At 72.0% G+C, this 16,632-nt stretch carries 14 protein-coding genes; 5 read left to right on the top strand and 9 right to left on the bottom strand.

Annotated elements, in window-relative coordinates; all coding sequences use genetic code 11:
* Window positions 1–1,363 precede the first annotated feature (1,363 nt).
* Complete coding sequence (locus BM290_RS42465) at window positions 1,364–2,125, bottom strand: enoyl-CoA hydratase/isomerase family protein (RefSeq protein ID WP_239144022.1); 762 nt, start codon at window positions 2,123–2,125, stop codon at window positions 1,364–1,366.
* 113 nt (window positions 2,126–2,238) lie between these two features.
* Between BM290_RS42465 and BM290_RS42460 the strand changes: the two genes are divergently transcribed.
* Window positions 2,239–4,287, top strand: coding sequence for a GMC family oxidoreductase N-terminal domain-containing protein (locus BM290_RS42460; protein ID WP_093621656.1), 2,049 nt, complete (start codon window positions 2,239–2,241; stop codon window positions 4,285–4,287).
* On the opposite strand, the gene BM290_RS49365 is transcribed toward BM290_RS42460, so the two are convergent.
* The 3 genes from BM290_RS49365 to BM290_RS42445 are packed head-to-tail and all read right to left on the bottom strand — an operon-like array spanning window position 4,280 to window position 6,486.
* The gene (locus BM290_RS49365) at window positions 4,280–4,996 is read right to left on the bottom strand and encodes an OmpA family protein (RefSeq protein ID WP_203779764.1); all 717 of its coding nucleotides are present in this window, start codon (window positions 4,994–4,996) and stop codon (window positions 4,280–4,282) included. The genes BM290_RS42460 and BM290_RS49365 overlap by 8 nt on opposite strands.
* Window positions 4,993–5,742 carry a helix-hairpin-helix domain-containing protein gene (locus tag BM290_RS49360; protein ID WP_203779766.1) on the bottom strand — a complete coding sequence of 250 codons (750 nt, stop codon included), beginning with the start codon at window positions 5,740–5,742 and terminating at the stop codon, window positions 4,993–4,995. The genes BM290_RS49365 and BM290_RS49360 overlap by 4 nt, the downstream gene beginning before the upstream one ends.
* Window positions 5,743–5,790: 48 nt before the next feature.
* Window positions 5,791–6,486: a GAP family protein gene (locus tag BM290_RS42445; RefSeq protein ID WP_093621666.1), complete on the bottom strand. Its 696-nt coding sequence runs from the start codon at window positions 6,484–6,486 to the stop codon at window positions 5,791–5,793.
* 110 nt (window positions 6,487–6,596) lie between these two features.
* Between BM290_RS42445 and BM290_RS42440 the strand changes: the two genes are divergently transcribed.
* Together BM290_RS42440 and BM290_RS42435 are read left to right on the top strand one after the other, a co-directional pair.
* On the top strand, window positions 6,597–7,736 hold the full coding sequence (locus tag BM290_RS42440) for a sensor histidine kinase (protein ID WP_093621654.1): 1,140 nt from the start codon (window positions 6,597–6,599) through the stop codon (window positions 7,734–7,736).
* A gap of 40 nt (window positions 7,737–7,776) precedes the next feature.
* Window positions 7,777–8,418, top strand: coding sequence for a response regulator (locus BM290_RS42435; RefSeq protein WP_093621653.1), 642 nt, complete (start codon window positions 7,777–7,779; stop codon window positions 8,416–8,418).
* 230 nt (window positions 8,419–8,648) lie between these two features.
* On the opposite strand, the gene BM290_RS42430 is transcribed toward BM290_RS42435, so the two are convergent.
* Window positions 8,649–9,308, bottom strand: coding sequence for a pentapeptide repeat-containing protein (locus BM290_RS42430; protein WP_093621652.1), 660 nt, complete (start codon window positions 9,306–9,308; stop codon window positions 8,649–8,651).
* Window positions 9,309–9,331: 23 nt separating this feature from the next.
* Between BM290_RS42430 and BM290_RS42425 the strand changes: the two genes are divergently transcribed.
* Window positions 9,332–9,646: a MazG-like family protein gene (locus tag BM290_RS42425; RefSeq protein ID WP_093621651.1), complete on the top strand. Its 315-nt coding sequence runs from the start codon at window positions 9,332–9,334 to the stop codon at window positions 9,644–9,646.
* Between the two features lie 778 nt (window positions 9,647–10,424).
* Window positions 10,425–11,330 (top strand): formyltetrahydrofolate deformylase, encoded by a 906-nt coding sequence (gene purU, locus BM290_RS42420; RefSeq protein ID WP_093621650.1) that lies wholly within the window; start codon window positions 10,425–10,427, stop codon window positions 11,328–11,330.
* 41 nt (window positions 11,331–11,371) lie between these two features.
* Here the strand turns inward: purU and BM290_RS48855 are convergent, their stop codons facing one another.
* From BM290_RS48855 to BM290_RS50445, 4 genes are all read right to left on the bottom strand, one after another.
* Complete coding sequence (locus BM290_RS48855) at window positions 11,372–12,319, bottom strand: Hsp70 family protein (RefSeq protein ID WP_177320130.1); 948 nt, start codon at window positions 12,317–12,319, stop codon at window positions 11,372–11,374.
* Window positions 12,320–12,404: 85 nt separating this feature from the next.
* A complete protein-coding gene (locus BM290_RS42405) occupies window positions 12,405–13,484 on the bottom strand; it encodes a MalY/PatB family protein (RefSeq protein ID WP_093621647.1) in 1,080 nt (359 codons plus the stop codon).
* 9 nt (window positions 13,485–13,493) lie between these two features.
* The gene (locus BM290_RS49355) at window positions 13,494–15,821 is read right to left on the bottom strand and encodes a WD40 repeat domain-containing protein (protein ID WP_239144023.1); all 2,328 of its coding nucleotides are present in this window, start codon (window positions 15,819–15,821) and stop codon (window positions 13,494–13,496) included.
* Window positions 15,806–16,528 carry a serine/threonine-protein kinase gene (locus BM290_RS50445; RefSeq protein ID WP_239144024.1) on the bottom strand — a complete coding sequence of 241 codons (723 nt, stop codon included), beginning with the start codon at window positions 16,526–16,528 and terminating at the stop codon, window positions 15,806–15,808. Before BM290_RS50445 ends, BM290_RS49355 begins: the two co-directional genes overlap by 16 nt.
* Window positions 16,529–16,632 lie beyond the last annotated feature (104 nt).

Here is a 16,632-nt window from a genome sequence, read left to right as displayed (position 1 = left end):
TGAGGACTTCACCCGCTCCATCCGCCTCCATATAGGCCGATCACTCGACACCATCCCAGCTCAGAGCCTCCGCCTGCGAGAACGCAATGGCCCTGCCTTCCGGCCTTCCGGCCTTCCTCGCCGTTCCGATCCGTGCATCCTCTGTCGTGCGTCGTCGGACTGCTCAGTGTGCACAATTTCGCTTTCGTCAATATCCAACAGGACAAGGTTAAGGGTCCTTGCCGAGTGGGCGGGAAAGCTTGCCAAGAACTGTCGGGGAAGTCCTGAGGATGAAGTTTGGCATGATCGAGTTCTTACACTTCTGTCGCCGAGTCGGGAAGAATTTTGTGCATGGGACAGGGGTCGTTGTTCAGTAGGTTGGAAGTAGCGTCAATGCGTGATCGGACCCGGTCTCGGAAGTACTCGCCGGAGGCTGAGGAGTTTCGTCGCGAGCATGAGAGGCATCGCGCTTGGGGGCTGCAGCGACGCCATTCCGAGAAGCTTCGACGACTGCGTCAACGAGAGTCCGATCTTGCGACGGCGTCGTCCGGATCAACAACGCAGGTGAAGCCCGCGGCGGCCGCACCCGCTACAAAGGCGGTCGCACCCGCTACAAAGACGGTCGCACCCGCTACAAAGACGGCCGCACCCGCTACAAAGACGGCCGCACCCGCTACGAAGGCGGTCGCTGCAGGGAGTGCGATGCAGCGAGTGGCCACCGAAGATCTGACGTCCGCTGCAATCGCACCGGGCACTGCTCTGATACCGGCATCGTCGCAGGTCAACCGTTCTGTCTCATCGCCAATGGTTCCCGCTCCGGAGTCCTCGGCGGTCGAGGCATCGGCCCCGGGGCGTCGGTGGCCGCAACTGGCGGCCTCACGTGTGCTGTCGTCCGGTGTGGCGCGGCCATCGGCGAATCTTCAGTCCGGGCCTGGGGTTCGACTTGGTGGATCGGCGCCGGGTGTGGCTTTCTTGAATGAGGGTGGTCGCTGCAGGGTGGTGGGCACGGTTTCACTCGATGCTATTGGCATGGTTCGTGTTTTCCGTGGTCACCGGGCGATGGTTGCCGTCAGTTCATCAATTGCTTTTTCGGCTCGGGGTCACCCTTCCTTTTCTGCTGTTCTACGCGAGCGGCTTCGGATTATATTCGAGGTCGTCGGTGCGCGGGTTGGTCGGCGATGCTGTCTTCTCGTGGTGGGGGCTTTCGGTTACTTTTTATTCCGGGCGTGCGGGGGTTTGGGTGAGCCGGTTTCTGTCGGTCGGAGAGGCTTTCGAGGTCGGAATCTGCGCTTTTGGCTGTCGCGTGGCCGCCGGAATCCTTCGACATCACGGTGCCTGGTTCGGCCGGCTGGCTCGGTCGTTCCTGGTGGGGGTGGATGTGTGGTCACCGGCCGCGGAAGACTGGGGGGCGGCGTTCGAGGCTGGCGGCTATGCCCTCGGCGCTGTCTGCTGTTGACCAGTGGATCTTCTGCTCGGCCAACTCATGGGCCAAGGCCTCTCGGACCCGGGATGCCAAGCCCGCCCTTAGCGTGGCCCGGATCGAGCGGACCGCGAGCGGGGCCGATGCCGCTATCTCGGCGGCCAGGGCGAAAGCCGTCTCCCGTAGCGCCTCCGGAGTGGCCAGGCGATCGGCGAGGCGCAGGCGCAGGGCCTCCTCGCCGCCTACTCGACGGCCGGTCAGCAGCATGTCGGCCGCGGCCTGCCGGCCGATGATCTCCGGGAGCGTGACGCTGATGCCGAAACCCTGGTGGAAGCCGAGGCGGGCGAAGTTCGCCACGAAACGGGTGGACGGCTCGGCCACGCGGAAGTCGGCGGCGCAGGCCAGCCCGAGGCCGCCGCCGACGGCGGTGCCCTGGACGGCGGCGATCATCGGGGTACGCACGTCGAACAGTTCCGCCGCACGCCGGTAGAGGCGTTCCGCCGCTGCCACGTGATCGCGCGCGAAATCGCCGCCGCCGAAGTCTGCGCCAGCGCAGAAGTGGCGGCCCTCGGAAGCGAGCACGATCACCCGGCAGGCCGGGTCGTCGTCGATGCTTTTCGCGGCGTCGACGATCTGACCGATGAGCGTCTCGTCGAAGTGATTGGCCGGCGGGCGCCGCATCTCGAGCAGCGCCACACCATCGGAAACCGAGACCGAGAGATCCACGCCCTCATCGTCGCACGTGCCCGGAACTGCATGATCAGCAGGAAGAGGCCTCCCGCGGAGTGTGAATCTGGATTTACATTGTGGGCACTTCTCCACCGAAGCGGGAGGCCCGAGTGTTCACTTCGGAACAGATCAACGTGCTGCGACTGCTCTGCGACACCGTGGTTCCCTCGATCGACCGGCCCGGCGACGAGGACGGGTTCTGGGCCCGCACCGCGACTGATGTCGGTGTTGACCAGGGAGTCCTCGCTCTCATATCGGGTCTGCCGGCCGAGCGTCAGCAGGCGCTCGGCGGACTTTTCGACGCGCTCGCCGCCAACGGGTTCGGCAGCGCGCCGCAGGCCGCACGGGAGCAGTTGCTGGCGGCGATTCCCGAGACCGGGCCGCTGATCAGCATGATCCTGCTGATGACGTATGGCCTGACCGGCCCGGACGGGCGCAACCCCAACTGGGACCGGCTCGGCTATCCGGGCCCCGCACCTGCCACGGCGCCAGGTGGCCGTACCGTATCGGCTTTGAAAATCACCGCAAACCGGGACGGGACCGCCGGCGGCGAGGAGATCGGATCCGCCGACGGAGTCGCAAACCGTGACGGGATCGCCGACGGCGACGCAAATCGGGACGGGATCGCCGGCGGCGAGGGGAGCGGATCCGCCGGGGGCGCCGGACGCGGGAGTGCGGACCTGGACGCCGACGCCGTGGTGATCGGATCCGGCGCCGGTGGTGGGTTGATCGCCGGGCGGCTCGCTGCCGCCGGACTGCGCGTCGTCGTCCTGGAGGCCGGCCGGTTGCGGACCGAGGCCGACTTCCACCAACTGGAGCTCGCCGCCTACCAGGCGTCCTACTGGCGGGGCGGGCCGGCGCCGACCGGTGACGGCAACGTCACGCTGGTCGCGGGCGCCGGAGTCGGCGGCGGCACCGTGATCAACTGGACGAACTGCCTGAAGACGCGGGATGCGGTACGCCGCCAGTGGGCCGGCGAGCACGGCCTCACCGACGTGGCGACCGGCAGTTTCGACAGGCATCTGGATGCCGTCTGGCGGGAGCTGTCGGTCACCGACCGGTGTTCGGAGTTCAATCGGATCCACGAGGCGATGGCTCGGGGCGCGGAGAAGCTGGGCTGGTCGTTCGCCACGATCTTCCGCAACTGGGACGAGAAACGGCACGACGCGAGGGTCGCCGGGCATCTCGGGTTCGGGGATCCGTCCGGGGCGAAACAGTCGACGCTCAAGGTTTACCTCGAACCGGCGGTCCTCGACCACGGCGCACGGCTGATCGACGGCTGCCATGTCGAGCGGATCCTGGTGGAGGGCGGGCGTGCCGCCGGGGTGGTCGGGCGCCGGGCCACCGGAATCGTCACGGTCCGTGCGCCGATCGTCGTCGTCGCGGCCGGGGCGCTCGAATCGCCCGGAGTGCTGCTGCGCTCGGGGATCGGCGGCCCGGCGGTCGGGCGATACCTGCGGCTGCACCCGTGCACGGTCACGATGGGTGACTACGGCGAGGACATGCGCGGCTGGTGGGGGCCGCCGCAGGCCGGGCTGGTCAACGAGTTCGCCGAGGTCGACGACGGCTACGGGTTCCTGATGGAGAGCGTGCAGTACGCCACCGGGCTCGGTGCGTCGTCGGTGCCGTTCACGACGCCCGCCGAGCACAAGGAGGCGATGGCCGGTTACCGCAACAACGGCTCGTTCATCGGGCTCATCCGCGACCACGGGCACGGCCGGGTCACCCTCGACCCGTCCGGGAACACCGTCGCCTGGTACGACCTCACCGACGACCGTGACACCCGCAACACGCACCGGGCCCTCGAAGCGCAGATCCACCTGCATCGGGCCGCCGGGGCGCGGCGCATCCAGGTGTTCGCGCGCGGGCTCGGGGCGTGGACCGACGGCGACGACCTGGAGGCTTACCTCGAACGGGTCAAACGGGTGCCGCTGCGGGCCGGGGGCATGACGCTCTTCTCCGCGCACCAGATGGGCAGCTGCCGGATGGGCGCCGACCCGGCCACCAGCGTCGCCGACCCGCGCGGGGAACTCCACGACACCCCCGGCGTGTGGATCGGCGACGCGTCCGCGTTCCCGACGCCGTCCGGCACCAACCCGATGATCACGATCATGGCGCTGGCGTCCCGGACGGCCGAGAACATCATCGCCGTCAGATGACGGACAACTCCACCCGGCGGTTGGCGGCCCGGTGCCCGGCGGTGTCGTTCGGCGCCGCCGGGCGCGCCTCGCCGTAGCCGACCGCGGTCATCCGGTCGGCGGCCACCCCGAGATCGCGCAGCGCGGCCCGGACCGCCTCCGCCCGCTCGCGGCTGAGCTGTAGGTTCGTCGCCTTCGAACCCCGCGCGTCGGTATGGCCGCCGATCCGGATCCGGGCTCCGGGATGATCCGCGAGCAGGGCCGCGGCCTTGCGGAGGGCGGCGCGCGAATCGGTGGTCAGTCCGGCGCCGCCGAATTCGAACCGCAGAGGGGGTACGACCGAAAGTTGTTCCCGGAGCACCATGAGGTCGACTGTCGCCCTGACAACCTCGGCCAGGACGACCATGTTCGCCGGCGCGCCGGTGGCCGTCACCGGCGGCGGCACAGCGGCCGGGACCACACGGGCGGTCACGGCGCGCACCCCGGTCACGGCCTCGACGACACGCCGGGCGCGGTCGGCGTCGGCCTCGGACGTGACGATCACACCGTCCCGCCCGGTGAACGTCACCTGCGTACCGGTCTGGCCCGCGGCGCTCAAGGCGGCGGTGGCGCGCCGGGTCAGGTCGTTCTCGATGCGGTTCCGGTTGGGGCCGAGCTGGGCGGTGATGACCGCGGCGAGTCCCAGGAGGACGGCGAGGGCCGCGATCCAGCGGCTGACGGGGCGGCTCATCGGGCGCCGGCCTTCTCACCGGTGGTGCTCGTGTCGGCGGCGCTCTCGTCGGCGGTGGTCCGGTCGGCGGCGCTCTCGTCGGCGGTGGTCCGGTCAGCGGCGGTCTTGCCGGCGGCGCTCCGGTCGGCGGTCGCGGCCCGGTCGGCCGGTCGCGGCCGGGGCCTCGGTCGCGGTTTGCCGGCCGGTTGCGCGGCGCCGGATTGCGCAGTGCCGGATGACACGGCGCCGGATCGAGCGTTGTCCGAGGCCGGCGGGGTGGTGTCGCGGCCCGCGATCAGCCGTGCCGTGAGTTCCGCGAACGCCCCCTCGTCGCCGTCGGCGAGGAGTCGCGCCTGCCGGCTCCAGGTCGCCAGACTCGGCGCGAAACTGAGCCCGGCGGCCCGGATCGCGTCCCGCTTGGCGTTGTCACCGGACGTGGCGAGCTGCTCGAAGGTCCGGATCCCGGCGGCTCGCAGCGCATTCGCCATGGCCGGCCCGATCCCCTCGATGCGTTCCAATTCCTCGTCCATTACCGGCATCTGTTCCGCAGTTTTGGCGGGACGCACGGAAAGGCGGCCGGCAATGACACCGAGAACGAATGCGAGCACGATGAAGACGAGGGACTGACTGATGAACCAGGCCATGATGACCTCCGGAAACGCGTAGGAAACCGCACCTGTACGCCCGCATGCGAAGGCGGTGCGGCAACGGTTTCCCGCGTCCGGGAGCCGTGACGACGCGATCATGCTATCGGCCATGATCACCATTTACAAAATGGACGGTCGACGTCTTTGCGTGATTACCCGGCTACGATTTCAGGAGCCGATGAGCATCAGTTTCGCGGCGGCGTCCCGGGCCAGGAGGAAACCGACGATCCCGACGATCCAGGCGATCGTCTCGCTGCTGGACATCCACCTGCCGACCCGGTCGAGCAGCGGATCGAGACGCTTGCCGGCGACCCGCCGCCCGGCCAGCAGCACCAGCGCCGGCGTGACCATCACGAGGCAGTACCCGGCGAGCGTCACGGTCACCGTGGCGACCGGCAGCGCGGCCGTGGTGATCAGCCCGATCGCGGCGATGTACGGCAGCATCGACCCCACCTCCACCGCCGCCGCGGTCAGCGCCAGCCCGGCCAGTGGCAGCGCGCCACCCTCGTCGTTGAGGGCACGCTCCCGCCAGCGGTGCATCCGTCCCGCCCCGGCCGGCTTCTCGCCCCGCCCCAGCACGAAACTCCAGAAGAACAGCGCCACCCCGAGCACCAGCTGCGTCCACTGCACCGGGCGGGTCGCCAGCAGCGCCGTGATCTGCGGGAGCAGCGCGCCGGCGCTGAGCGTGACGATCAGGCCGAGCGCGAAGTAGAAGGCGGCGACCGTACCCAGAAAGATCAGAATGCGGCCCCAGCGCACCGGCCCGGGGTGCAGCAGCAGCCAGATCGGGATGAGCAGGGTTCCGAAGCTCGTCGAGTCGATCAGCGCCAGGACGGCCAGCGAGGCCGCGAGAGTGGCATCCATGACCGTCACGATGACCGGGCCGGCGGCCGGGCGCGTCCGCCGAAGGATGCGCGACGGCATACGACTTTGGAGGGACGCCGCCGCGATCACCGGCATGATTCGATGGCGGCGTGGACGTGCGCGAGCTGTGGCGGAAGGTCTACGTGCCGGCCGTCGGCACGTTCGCCGCCGGTGTGCTGCTCGACGTCGTCGGCCTGACCGACGTCTGGTCGATCCCGCACGCCGACGCGCCGGAGAGCTGGCACCTGGCGCCGCTCGCCGCCGGATGCCTGGCCATGCTCGGCAGCCGCCGCCGTCCGATGGCCGCCCTCGCCGCGGGGACCGGCGCGTTCGCCGTCGACCTGGTGCTCGGCGGCAGCATCGCGTTCATCCTGGTCATGTTCGACCTGCTGTTCTCGGTCGGCCGATTCGCGTCGCCGCGGGCCCGGGCCGCCGTCACCACCGCGGTGTTCGTCCTGGTCGGCACGGCCAGCGTGGTCGGCGGGCTGGCCGCGGGGCAGGTGCGCATCGGCGTCTTCATCTGCCTGCAGCTGACCTCGGTGCTGTTCGTGCCGCTGTGGTGGGCCGCCAACATCCGCCAGCAGCAGCAGATCGGCGCCCTCGACGCGGAACGCATCGCCCGCGAGGCGGTCGTCGCCGAACGAGCCGCGATGGCCCGCGACCTGCACGACGTGATCGCCGCACACCTGGCCACCACGGCCATGCACTCGGGCGCCGCCCTGGCCGCGCCCCCGGAGACCGGCCGCGACCGCGCCGCCCTGCAGGCGGTCCGCACCAGCAGCCTCGAAGCCCTGGAGGAGATGCGCTCGATGATCCTGCTGTTGCGCGCCGACGCCGCCCCGGCCGACCGGTCCCCGGTGCTGCCCGGCGGCCTGGACCGGCTGCCCGACCTGGTGTCCGCCGCGACCGCCGCCGGCCTGCACGTCGAGGTGAGCGCCGGCGGCGTCCCGGCGGTCCCGGTGGTGGTCGCCCACACGGTGTACGGCATCGTCCGCGAAGCCCTCACGAACGCCGGCAAGCACGCCCCCGGCTCCGACGTGACCCTCGACGTGCGGCAGGCCGGCGCCCGGATCACCGTGACCGTGACCAACACCCTGACCACGACCGATCTCGACCACCCGGCGCTGAGCGCGGGCACCGGCCTGTGGTCCATCCGCGAACGCGCCGCCCTGCTCGGCGGCGACCTCACCGCCACTCGCGACGGCAACCGCTGGCGCGTGCACGCCTCGCTGCCACTGCCGACCGCATGACCGCCCGCCCCGCCGTTCGCCGCAGTCGCCGGTGCGTCCCGTGATCCGGGTGCTGGTCGCTGACGATCACGCCGCCATCCGGGCCGGGATGCGGCTGATGCTGGAACAGGCCGACGACATCGAGGTGGTCGGGGAGGCCGCCGACGGCGCGGTGGCGGTCCGTCAGACGGCCGCGCTGCGACCCGACGTGGTGCTGATGGACATCCGGATGCCCGGCACCGACGGCATCCGGGCCACCCGTGAGATCACCACCTCCGGCCTGGCCGACGTGCTGATCCTGACCACCTTCGACCTGGACGACTACCTGTTCGGCGCGCTGCGGGCGGGCGCGGCCGGGTTCCTGCTCAAGTCGGTCGAGCCGGCCACCCTGGTCGAGGCGGTCCGCCGGGTCGCCGCCGGCGACGGCTTCCTGGCCCCCGAGGTGACCCGCCGCCTGCTGACCGCCTTCGTCACCGCGGCGCCACGCCCCGCACAGCCGCCACCTTCCCTGAACGAGCTGACCGGCCGCGAACGCGACGTGCTGGCCGCCCTGGGCCGCGGCCTCTCCAACGCCGACCTGGCCGCCGACCTGTCCATCACCGAGGCGACCGCGAAGACCCACGTCTCCCGGGTCCTGGCGAAGCTGGGCTGCACCTCACGCGTCCAGGCCGCGATCCTGGCCCGCGAGGCCGGCCTGGCCTAGATGTGCTGTCCAGCGCCGGTCCGCAGCGGCGATCGTGACTCCCCGATGCCGCTGTCACCGTGCTGTCACCGTCGGTCCGGCACGATGTCGGCATGAGTGTTGCCGCGTGGTTCCCCGTCCTGGCCGGACACGGAGTGGGCTGGTCCTGTCGCCCCTCGTCTCGGCTCTCCCGCCGGCTTGGGCCGGGCGGTCCACGCGCGTACGCGCCGGCCCGCCGTCCCCGGCCCGGGCTAGCTTCCGACGACGATCCCCAGCGCGCCGGCCAGCACATAGGACAACCCGATCAGGTCGTCAGGGTGGACGATCGCCCCGGACCAACTGGTGATGCCGCCGATGCCGGCCAGCTCACAGCGCTCGAAGCGGGCGCCCTGCATGGTGGCCCCGCTGAACTGAGCCCCGGTCAGGTCACAATCCGTGAACCGGGCACCCCGCAGATCCGCGTTGGCGAAGTCGGCGCCGGTGAGGTTGCACCCGTTGAGCGCCACCGCGTCGAAGCGGGCCATCCGCCAGTTGGTCAGATCGAGTTTGCTGTCCGTGACGGTGGTGTCCCGGAGCAGGCCACCGTTCCAGGCGAGGCCGGTCATCCGGCAGCCGGAGAGCGCGACCCGTTCCATCGTCGCGTTCTCGGCGCGCAGGTTGGACCAGTCCGACCGCTCCACCACGCAGTCGGTGAGCCGCACCTTCGGCAGGGTCGCCCCCGCCAGCCGCGCTGACCGGAAACGGACCTGCCCGAACTCGACCGACTGCGCGAAAACCCCCGACAGATCGGCGTCCGCAAACATGACCTTCTCGTGCAGATCCTCCGACTCCAGGTCGAAGAGAACCTCCGGAAGCGCGTCGGGCACGATGGGCGCCCGAGGCGAGGCGGTGGAAGCCCCGAACCGTGACATCAGGCCACTCTATGAGGACACCAATGGACGACATGATCTGGGATGCCGCTCGCCGCTGGCAGCGCTTCCTCGACGAGCAGAACGGCAACGACCCCCTGGAGATCGCCTGCCGCATCATGAAGATCACCGAGGAGGCGGGCGAGGCGACCCAGGCCTGGATCGGCGTCCTCGGCCAGAACCCACGCAAGGGCGTGACCCACACCACCGACGATGTGGTGGGCGAGCTGGCCGACGTCGTCTTCACGGCCCTCGTCGCCATCGCCAGCCTCGGCGCCGACCCGCAGAAGGCGATCCACGACGTGGTGACCAAGGCAAACGGTTACATTCCCACCTCATAGGTACGGTCCGGTCAGCCCCCGGAAACCACGCCGTCACCGGGCTACGCCGCGACGACCCAGCCGCTCCCGGCCGCAGCGCGCCCGCCGGGGCGAGGCCTCAGGTCACCGCAACCCCGAGCGGCGCACAACGGTTCCCCTTGAGCTCCCGCCGTCCACACCGGCAGGAGATAGCTGCCGAGCGTGCCGCACTGAGCGTGGGGAAGGCGCTGGGCGACGACTCGAAGGTGGAGAGCCGGTGGTGACCGCCAGGTGATTTGCGGTGGACGTGCTGGGTGACGGCCAGCGCGGTGGGCGGTGGTTGGCGTGCTGGGAGGTGGCGGCGCACTGAGTGGCGGCAATCGGGCCGGCGATTGACCTGCGCGGTGGGCGAGGGCCTTGCGGGCGTGCGGGCGCGGCGGGCGAGGGCCTTGCGGGCGTGCGGGCGCGGCGGGCGAGGGCCTTGCGGGCGCGGCGGGCGTGCGGGCGCGGTGGGGGAGGGTGTTGCGGGCGCGGTGGGCGAGGGCGAGGGCCTTGCGGGCGGGGCGGTGGGTGAGCCGGGCGGCGGCGAGGTGGTGGGTGGCTGGACGGAAGCATGAGCCCGGCGGCCGCGCTGTCGGCCGGGACGGGGCGCCTGCGTCGCAGGGGTAGCAGGGGGGCGACGTGGTTCGGCGTGGGGCGGGGCCGGCCGTACCGTCGCATGGGTTTGATCTTGGCGTGCCGGGTGACCTCTCGCTGGCCGGAGGGGTTAGGTTTCTAGACTTCGGTGGCTCGTGTAGTCGTTTCGGAAGGACGCCCCGTCGTGACCCTGACCCAGCACGCCCCCGCCTCGCCCGAGACGCAGTCGCGCCCCGGTGACCAGGCAGTGCTCATCGTGCACGGCCGGGACCGGACCGGGATCGTGGCGGCCCTGAGCGCGGTGCTCGGGCGGCATGGGGCCAACATCGTGTCGCTCGATCAGTATTCGGACAATCCGCAGGGCGGGGCGTTCTTTCAGCGGACCGTCTTCGGTCGTCCCGGGCTGAAGGCGGCGCTTCCGGCGATCGAGGAGGATCTGCGGCGGGAGCTGGCCGACGGGTTCGACCTGGAGTACACGGTGCGTGACCTGTCTGTGCCGAAACGGGTGGCGATCTTCGCGTCCAAGGCCGACCACTGCCTGCTCGACCTGCTGTGGCGTCACCGGCGCGGCGAGCTGCCGATCAACATCAGCATGGTCATCTCGAACCACGCGCACACCGCCGACGAGGTGCGTTCGTTCGGGATCCCGTTCTTCCACGTGCCGTCGCAGGGGCCGGACAAGTCGGCCGCCGAGGCGCAGCACCTGCAGCTGCTGACCGGCAACGTGGACTTCATCGTGCTGGCCCGCTACATGCAGATCCTGTCGGCGGACTTCATCGAGAAGGTCGGCGTGCCGATCATCAACATCCATCACAGCTTCCTGCCGGCGTTCATCGGCGCCGACCCGTATGCGAAGGCGCAGCAGCGGGGAGTGAAGCTGGTCGGGGCGACCGCACACTACGTGACCGAGGATCTGGACGAGGGGCCGATCATCGAGCAGGACGTGGTCCGGGTGAATCACGCGCACACCGTGGCCGAGCTGCGCCGTCGTGGGGCGGACGTGGAGCGGGCGGTGCTGTCCCGCGCGGTGCTGTGGCACGCCGAGGACCGCGTGATCCGCCACGGCAACCACACGATCGTCTTCCAGTAGGGAGCCGGGTCCCGGCCGCGGGCTGACGAGCGGCCGGCCGATCATCGGCGCCACCACTGGCGCCGGGGTGGCGTCCGGGTGCGGGTGAGGCCGCGCAGCAGCGCGTGCGGGTCGCGGACGGTGATCGCCGGGGCCAGGCCGGCGTCCGACAGGGCCGTGCTGACCTGGGCGTCCTCGCCGACCTGGACCACCGCGGCGACCCGGTCGACGCCGGCGTCGGCGAGCAGCAGCTTGACCGTGTCCGGCAGGCGGTCCAGGTGGACGGCCTTCGCCGCGGCCAGGTCGTCGCGGGTCAGGACGACCGCCTGGTGCGGTTCGGGCAGCAGCATCGCGGCCCGCTGCTGCAGGCCGAGGGTGGCGCGGGCGCGTTCGATCTCGCGGGTCAGCCGCCAGTCGTCGGGGTCGGCCTCGGTGCCGCCGCGGGCCGCCGCCACCCGCAGCAGGGCCTCGTCGATCGCCGGCGCGCCGGGCGCCCGGACCGCGGAGGCGGCCAGCTGCCGGCCGCCCTCGACGAGGGTGAGCTCAGGCCAGGCCGCGCCGGCCACACACACCAGCACGATCCCCGGCCCGGCCTGGGCGGCGGCCGCGGCGGCGGTGGAGACGGCGCGGGGGCGGGGGAGCCCGGCGGTGTCGGCGGCCTGTTCGAGCCGTTCGCGGGCGGGGCGGTCCCACTCCTGGGCGGTGACCACGGTGAGCGCGGCGGGCCGGCCGGTGCGCTCGGCGACGTGCGACAGGACCGCGGCGACGGCGGCCGGTGGGCCGCCGTGCCGCAGCAGGGTCATCGGGTCCGGTCGATACGACTCGGGGTGTGCCAGACCGGTGGCGAGGGCCGGGGCGCCGGCGGTGTAGACCCCGGATCCCTGGAAGACGCCGCTGGGTGCGCGGGCCCGGCCGTCGAAGAGAACGGGCCGGTCGAAGCCCTCGGACTCGAACACCGCGGTGACCCACCATGCGGCGATGTCGACGACCACAAGATCCGTCGCTGGCATGTCCGGCAGTGTCTCAAATGGACGAATCTTCCGGCACTCCTTGTCCGGAATTTTCCACGCATAGTGATAGATCGTCAACGCTAGGTTATTCTGGCCGGATCGCTCGCAGACGGCGCAGAATCTCCTCCAGCACGCTGCGTGACGTCGCGAAGTTGAGCCGTGCGTAACCGTCGCCGCCGGGGCCGAACCGTGGGCCGGGGCTCAGCATCACATCGGCCGGCGGATCGACCCGCAGCCACGCCAGATAGGTCGCCTCCGGCGGATGGTCGCCGGGGAAGGCGTCGGCGACCATCCGGCGATTGCGCTCCAGCAGCGCCCGGACCTCGGCCAGCCACGGATCCCCGTGCTGCCAGGCGGCCACCGTGCCGACCACACCGAGGTTGCCGGCCTGGCCCAGGAGCAGCGGCGGCAGCGTGCCGAGCGCCTTGCGGACCGCCGGGACCGCCACGTCGGCGATCGCGCACCGCAGGCCCGCCAGGTTGAACGCCTTGCTCGCCGAGTTCAGCGTGACCGTCCGGCCCGGCGCGATCGTGGCAAACGGGATGTGCCGGTGCGGCTCGTAGATCAGCTCGGAGTGCACCTCGTCGGCGATCACCAGCACGTCGTGGCGCTCGGCGAGCTCGGCGATCCCGGTCAGCTCGGCCCGGGTGAGGACCCGGCCGGTCGGGTTGTGCGGGTTGACCAGGATCAGCGCCTTGCAGCCGGCCAGCGGCGCCGGATCGAACACCCAGCCGTCGCCGTCGTCGATCATCGGGATCGGGACGAGCCGGCGGCCCATCGTCGCGATCGTCTCCAGGAAAGGCGGATAGGCGGGCGTGTGCAGCGCCACCGCGTCACCGGGCGCGGTCGTGACGTGCAGGATCGCCTGCAGCGCCTGGATGATCTCGGTGAAGACGCGGATGCCGCCGGGATCGGGGCGGTGGCCGTGCAGCCGGGCGGTGCGCTCCACGTACGCGTCGATCAGCGGGTTGGCCCGCGGGTACTCCTGCCAGGCCGGATAGCCCAGGTCGAGGGCCGCGGACTCGCGCATGGCGGCGAGCACCGGCTCGGCGACCGGGAAGTCCATGTCGGCGACCCAGGCCGGGATCGCGCCGGCGGCGGTGGCCGTGGACCACTTGAACCCGGGACGTGCGGACAGGGTCGAGATATCGATGTCGTCCAGCATCCACCGACCCTAAGCGCAGGCCGCCCGGTATCCCAGGCCGGTGACGTGCGCCGCCCACTCCCCGGCGGTGAGCCCGCCCTGCCGCCGGCAGGCCTCGGCGCGCGGGTCGTGCAGCGTCATCCGCAGGGCGCTGACGTCCCAGATCGTCGTCCCGGCCGGGTCGCCGACCGCCAGCAACGGGCCACGGGGGCTGAACGCCGCCGACGTCGGCTCGCCCGGCAGCACCGCCACCAGGAGCGGGTCGGCGCCGGGCGGCAGGCTCCACAGCTCGGTCCCGGACCGGCCGGTGATCGCGAGCAGCGAGCCGTCGGCGGACAGCGTCACCGCTCCCACCCCGGCGATCCGGTTGCCCGGCCGCGGCGCGGACCGCACGGTCCCGGCCGCCCAGACCACCACGTTACGGTCCACCGTGACGACGGTGCCGCCGCGGGCCTCGAGCGCCTGCACGCCGCCCTGCGCGGCCTGCGCGGCGGCACGTCGCGGGGCGGCGCGGACCGACAGGTCCCACACGGTCAGCGCCGACTCCGCGCCACCGTTGTCGTCGGCTACCACCAGGTTGCCGGTGACCTGGTCGAACACGATCGACGCCACGTAGGCGGCGGGGATCTCGGCGACCGCCTCCGGCTCGGCGCCGGGCGCGACCCGGTAGATCAGCACCCGTTCGCCGTCTCGGAGCACCGCCGCCAGGCCGCGCTCGGGATCGGCGTCGACCACGCCCTCCAGCAGACGGCGTGGCTCGGGTCCGGACAGGTCGTGGACGGCGCCGTTCGCGTAGAGCAGGGTCGTGCCGAGCCGGATCCGCGACGCCCCGGACGACCGGAACGCCGGCCGCGCCCGCACCGGGCGGCCGGGGTCACGCAGATCCCAGAACTCGACCTGCCCGTCGCTCAGCGCGGTCACCACGAGAACGTCGGCGGGGGAGAGGCCGACCAGCCGGATCGGATCCCGGGCGGCGTCGAGGCGGGACCGCCGCACCGGGGCGAACGGGGCCACCCGCCACAGCGCCGCCGAGCGGGCCGCGCCCTGCCAGCCCGCGGTCAGCACGCGGGCGCCGTCCGGCGTGAAGTCGACCGAGGAGATCCAGCCGCCGTCGCGGCGCAGCGTCCGCAACGGCTGGGGACGGGCCGGGTCGGCGACACTCCACAGGCCGACGGTCCGCTGTTGGCTGCCGGCGGCCAGCACCGTCCCGGTACTGTCGAACGCCACCGTGGTGACCGTCCCGCCGTCCGCCGCGAACGTCGACGACAGTCGTGGCCGGGCCGGATCGGTGAGGTCGTACAGGCGTACCCCGTCGCTGATCGTCGCCGCCGCCAGCCGCCGCCCGTCCGGGCTGAACGCCAGGTTGATCACCGCGTCGGCGTCGGTGATCACCGAGATCCGCCGCGGTGTGCCGGCGGCCGCCCACACCGTGAGCAGCTCACCCTCGGCCACCCCGGCCAGCAGCCGCCCATCCGGGCTGAGCCGGGCCCCGCCACGTGTCGCGGTCCCCGCCGGGGCGCTCCACACCGACCGGGGGCGCGCCCGATCGCGCACGTCCCACAGCTCCAGCCGGTCCGAGACGGTGAGCAGCCGATCCCCCGAACCGCTGAACTGCACCCCGTCCCATGCCTGCCCGGTCAGCTCGGCCACCGGATGCGCCGCCGCCACATCCCACAGCTGCAGCCGCGCCCCGGCCGTCGCGATCGTGCGCCCGTCCGGGCTGAACGACAGGTCCGTCGTCTCCTGCCCGGCCGTGGCCAGCGCGCCCACCCGCCGGAACCGGCTGCCGTCGACCGTCCACAATCCCACGTCACCGGCGCCGGCGGCCGCCACCATCCGCCCGTCCGGCCGGAACTCGGCGGTGTAGACGGCCTCGTCCGGGCTCAGCTCACCCTCGTAGCCGGTGGCCAGGGCGGCGTCGATCGCGGCTCGGCCCCGGTCCGACGGGCTGATCGTGTCGGCGCTGACCGCCAGCCGCAACGCCAGCCCCGGATCGGTGTCCAGCACCCTCGCCGACCGGTCCAGCAGGTCCCGTTGCACCAGCGCCCGGTCCTGGCGCTCCACCCGCTCCGACGACCGGGCCAGCGCCACCCCGGACGCCACCAGCAGGCCGGCCAGCACCAGCGCCGCGGCCCGGCCCAGCCAGCGGCGGGTGCGGCGGTTCCCGGCCCGGGCGGCCAGCGCCACCCGGCGCAACTCCGGCGTCACCGCCGGACGGCCCGCCGACAACAGCGCGTCCAACAGGGCGTTCGCCGACGGCCGCCGGTCCGGGTCCTTCTCCAGGGCGGCCCCGGCCAGCCGCCGCAGCGGCTCCGGAACACCCTCCAGATCGGGTGGCTGCGTCAGGATCCGGCCCACCGTCGCCGGGGAGAATCACCACCGAAGGGGGTACGGCCAGTGGCGGCGAACCCGACCAGCACCCCCCAGGCGAACACGTCCGCGGGCGGTCCCACCCGGCCCCGGGCGGCCGTGTCCAGACACTCCGGCGCCAGGTAGCCGATCGTGCCGATCACCTGGTGCGGGCCGGTCAGCTCGGCGCTCAGGTCCACGCCCCGGGCGATCCCGAAGTCGATCACCTTGGGCAGGCCGACGGCGAGCAGCACGTTCGCCGGTTTCAGGTCGCGGTGCACGACGCCCGCCCCGTGGATCGCGACCAGCGCGGTGGCCACGCCGACCGCTACGGCGTACGCCTCCGAGGGGCTCAGCGGCCCGTTCTCCCGGACCACCTCGGCCAGGCTCGGGCCGTCGACGAACTCGACCACGAGGTACGGCGGATCGTGCTCCAGGTCGTCGTGGAGGACGGCCGCGGTGCAGAACGGCGGCACCTGCCTGGCCCGTTTCACCTCACTGCGGAACCGGGCCAGGAATTTCGGGTCGGCGGCCTGCTCCGGGCGGACCACCTTGACCGCGACCTGCTGATCGTCCGGCGCCCGGCCCAGATAGACGGTGCCCATCCCGCCCGAGCCGAGCCGGCCGACGAGCACATGCTCCCCGAGCCGCTGCGGATCGCCGGCCCGCAACGCGGTCACCGGCACGGTCGGCTCCCGGCCCCGCCGCCGCGCCACCCGCATCCCATGCTGAAGAGTCTCGACAGGACGAACGGGTCCCGTCAACGCCGTCCGGATGTCACCCGCGCGAGTGCCGGGGCGCGGTTTCTGTCGTACCCCCG

Source organism: Actinoplanes philippinensis, from assembly GCF_900113015.1.
Classification (GTDB): Bacteria; Actinomycetota; Actinomycetes; order Mycobacteriales; family Micromonosporaceae; genus Actinoplanes; species Actinoplanes philippinensis.
Note: the sequence above shows the minus strand (reverse complement) of the source record. Positions and strands in the feature narration are given on the sequence as shown.

Coding starts and splice junctions, on each gene's coding strand:
- BM290_RS49365 (WP_203779764.1), bottom strand. CDS start 4,996: ATGAGCCGCCCCGTCAGCCGCTGGATCGCGGCCCTCGCCGTCCTCCTG.
- BM290_RS49360 (WP_203779766.1), bottom strand. CDS start 5,742: ATGGTGATCATGGCCGATAGCATGATCGCGTCGTCACGGCTCCCGGAC.
- BM290_RS42445 (WP_093621666.1), bottom strand. CDS start 6,486: ATGGATGCCACTCTCGCGGCCTCGCTGGCCGTCCTGGCGCTGATCGAC.
- BM290_RS42430 (WP_093621652.1), bottom strand. CDS start 9,308: ATGTCACGGTTCGGGGCTTCCACCGCCTCGCCTCGGGCGCCCATCGTG.
- BM290_RS42425 (WP_093621651.1), top strand. CDS start 9,332: ATGGACGACATGATCTGGGATGCCGCTCGCCGCTGGCAGCGCTTCCTC.
- BM290_RS48855 (WP_177320130.1), bottom strand. CDS start 12,319: ATGCCAGCGACGGATCTTGTGGTCGTCGACATCGCCGCATGGTGGGTC.
- BM290_RS42405 (WP_093621647.1), bottom strand. CDS start 13,484: ATGCTGGACGACATCGATATCTCGACCCTGTCCGCACGTCCCGGGTTC.